Genomic DNA, 2,512 nt, shown 5'->3' on the forward strand with positions numbered 1-2,512 from the left:
CCTGTGGGCCGGCAACACCGACGGTCACGGCTTTGCCGCCAACCTCGACGATCATGCACCGGGCTGGGCAAGCAAGGGTCCGGCGGTGGTGCTCGGCGCCGGCGGCGCGTCGCGCGCCGTCATCCATGCGCTGAAGCAGCGCGGCGTTGCCGACATCCGCATCGTCAACCGCACTGTGGCCCGGGCGCAGGAATTGCGCGATCGTTTCGGCGCCGGCGTGTCGGCGCATGGCATGGCGGCGACCGATGAACTGCTCGGCGATGCCGGCCTGCTGGTCAACACCACCGCGCTCGGCATGCATGGCAATGAAGGCCTGTCGGCCGATCCCGCCCGGCTGCCCGACCATGCCATCGTCACTGACATCGTCTATGTGCCGCTGGAGACGCCGCTGCTCGCGGCCGCCCGTGGGCGAAATCTGAAGGCGGTCGACGGCCTTGGCATGCTGCTGCATCAGGCCGTGCCCGGCTTCGAGCGCTGGTTCGGCGTCAGGCCGCGGGTGACGGCCGAACTCCGGGCGCTAATCGTCGCCGATCTGGTGCCGAAGCCATGATCGTGCTCGGCCTCACCGGCTCCATCGGCATGGGCAAGTCGACAACGGCCAGGATGTTCGCTGACGCCGGCGTGCCGGTCCATGATTCCGACGAGACGGTGCATCGCCTCTATGCCGGCAAGGCAGCCCCGTTGGTCGAGGCCGCCTTTCCCGGCACCACATCTGCCGGGGTGGTCGACCGGGCAAAGCTTGGCGCGCGTGTGCTCGGTGACGCCGCCGCGCTGAAGCGCCTCGAGGCGATCATCCATCCGCTGGTGCGCGCCGACGCCGATGCCTTTCTGGCCAGGCATCGTAGATCAGGCGCGCCGATCGCCGTCCTCGACATTCCCCTGCTGTTCGAAACCGGCGGTCGCAACCGCGTCGACAAGGTCGTTGTCGTCACTGCGCCGGCCGAGACCCAGCGCGCCCGCGTGCTGGCGCGGCCTGGCATGACGGAGGAAAAGCTGGCGTCGATCCTGGCCAAGCAGGTGCCGGATGCGGAAAAGCGGCGTCAGGCCGATTTCATCGTCGACACCGGCCAGGGGCTGGACGCCGCGCGCGCGGCGGTCAATGCGATCATCAGGCAGCTGATAGGAGTCGGCAAACCAGGCCGCTGACACTGGCTGATGTCGGCGCCGCCCCTCATCTGCCTGCCGGCATCTTCTCCCCGTATAGTGACGGGGAGAAGGACGCTGTTGCAAAGGATTTCGCCAATCTCCAAGGTTTCGGAAAGGGAGCCGAGGTTGCGGCCAGCCCCTTCTCCCCGTCACTATACGGGGAGAAGTGCCCGGCAGGGCGATGAGGGGCAGCGCAAACCTGTGGCGATTGTCCTAGGCAACGCCGTTTCTCATTGCCATTTTGTTCCGTTGTATGAATCTGCTCCCTTGGAGCGGAGCGACTGATTCGATGCGTGAGATCATCTTCGACACGGAAACCACCGGCCTCGATTCGCGCGACGATCGCGTCATCGAGCTGGGCGGCGTCGAGCTGGTCAACCGCTTTCCGACCGGCAGGACCTTCCACCACTACATCAACCCGCAAGGCCGCGCGATCCACGCCGAGGCGCAGGCGGTGCACGGCATCAGCGCGGCGGACCTCGCGGGCAAGCCGACCTTTGCCGAGATTGCGCAGGAGTGGCTGGACTTCACCGACGGCGCCAAGCTGGTCGCCCACAACGCAACCTTCGACGTCGGCTTCCTCAACGTCGAGTTCGGCCGGCTGGGTCACCCGGTCATAGACAATGGTTTTGTCGTCGACACGCTGGCGCTGGCGCGCCGCAAGCACCCGATGGGCCCCAACTCGCTCGATGCGCTCTGCCGGCGCTACGGCATCGACAACACCAAGCGCACCAAGCACGGCGCCCTGCTCGATTCCGAATTGCTGGCCGAGGTCTATATCGAGCTAATCGGCGGCAAGCAGGCGGCCCTCATCCTCGACAGCGCCACCGCGCCGGCGCAAGGCGAGAATGTCCGCCAGATCGAAATCATCATCAGCCAGCGCCCGGCACCCCTGCCGCCGCGTGTCACCGAAGCCGAACGCGCCGCGCACGCCGGCATGGTCGGGACGCTTGGCGAAAAGGCGCTGTGGCTGAAGGTTGCGGTTGGCTGAGCAACTACTGACCGAAACCCTCGCGTCTTCGTCATCCTAGGGCGGAGCAGGAGCGAAGCGACGTTGCGGAGACCCTAGGATCCATGCCGTGACAGTGGTGCAGTGCTCCGGCGGTGCAAGAAACCGAAACGCCTACCACCCCGTCCCGCGAATCAGCTCGAACCATTCCGGATTGGTCTTTTCGATCAATTCGATCTTCCATTGGCGCGGCCAGCGTTTCAGCGACTTCTCGCGCTGGATGGCATCGGTGATATCGAAAAATTCTTCGTACCAGACCAGCCGCTGAACACCGTAGCGGCTGGTGAAGCGCGAGCCCTCACCGGATTTGTGCTCCGGCATGCGGCGACCGAAATCGTTGGTGACACCGATATAGAT

General features: G+C 65.5%; 4 protein-coding genes. 3 read left to right on the forward strand and 1 reads right to left on the reverse strand.

Annotation, left to right across the window (positions count from 1 at the left end; genetic code table 11):
• The 3 genes from EN750_RS28910 to dnaQ all read left to right on the forward strand — a co-directional run.
• Positions 1-550, forward strand: a 550-nt coding sequence (locus EN750_RS28910) for a shikimate dehydrogenase (RefSeq protein WP_145968007.1), incomplete at its 5' end; no start/stop codon positions are given.
• Entirely contained in the window at positions 547-1,146 is a 600-nt protein-coding gene (gene coaE, locus EN750_RS28915) for a dephospho-CoA kinase (RefSeq protein WP_127398791.1), read from the forward strand. The genes EN750_RS28910 and coaE, both read left to right, overlap by 4 nt.
• 289 nt (positions 1,147-1,435) lie before the next feature.
• Positions 1,436-2,137 (forward strand): DNA polymerase III subunit epsilon, encoded by a 702-nt coding sequence (dnaQ, locus tag EN750_RS28925; protein ID WP_127398792.1) that lies wholly within the window; start codon positions 1,436-1,438, stop codon positions 2,135-2,137.
• A 132-nt stretch (positions 2,138-2,269) separates the two neighbouring features.
• Here dnaQ and EN750_RS28930 read toward each other — a convergent pair.
• Positions 2,270-2,512, reverse strand: a 243-nt coding sequence (locus tag EN750_RS28930; RefSeq protein WP_145968008.1) for a GIY-YIG nuclease family protein, incomplete at its 5' end; no start/stop codon positions are given.

It is taken from the genome of Mesorhizobium sp. M7A.F.Ca.ET.027.03.2.1 (assembly GCF_003999175.1).
Taxonomy (GTDB): domain Bacteria; phylum Pseudomonadota; class Alphaproteobacteria; order Rhizobiales; family Rhizobiaceae; genus Mesorhizobium.

Bases quoted from the DNA above. Each gene is read 5' to 3' on its own strand.
- coaE (WP_127398791.1), top strand. From the start codon at position 547: ATGATCGTGCTCGGCCTCACCGGCTCCATCGGCATGGGCAAGTCGACA.
- dnaQ (WP_127398792.1), top strand. From the start codon at position 1,436: ATGCGTGAGATCATCTTCGACACGGAAACCACCGGCCTCGATTCGCGC.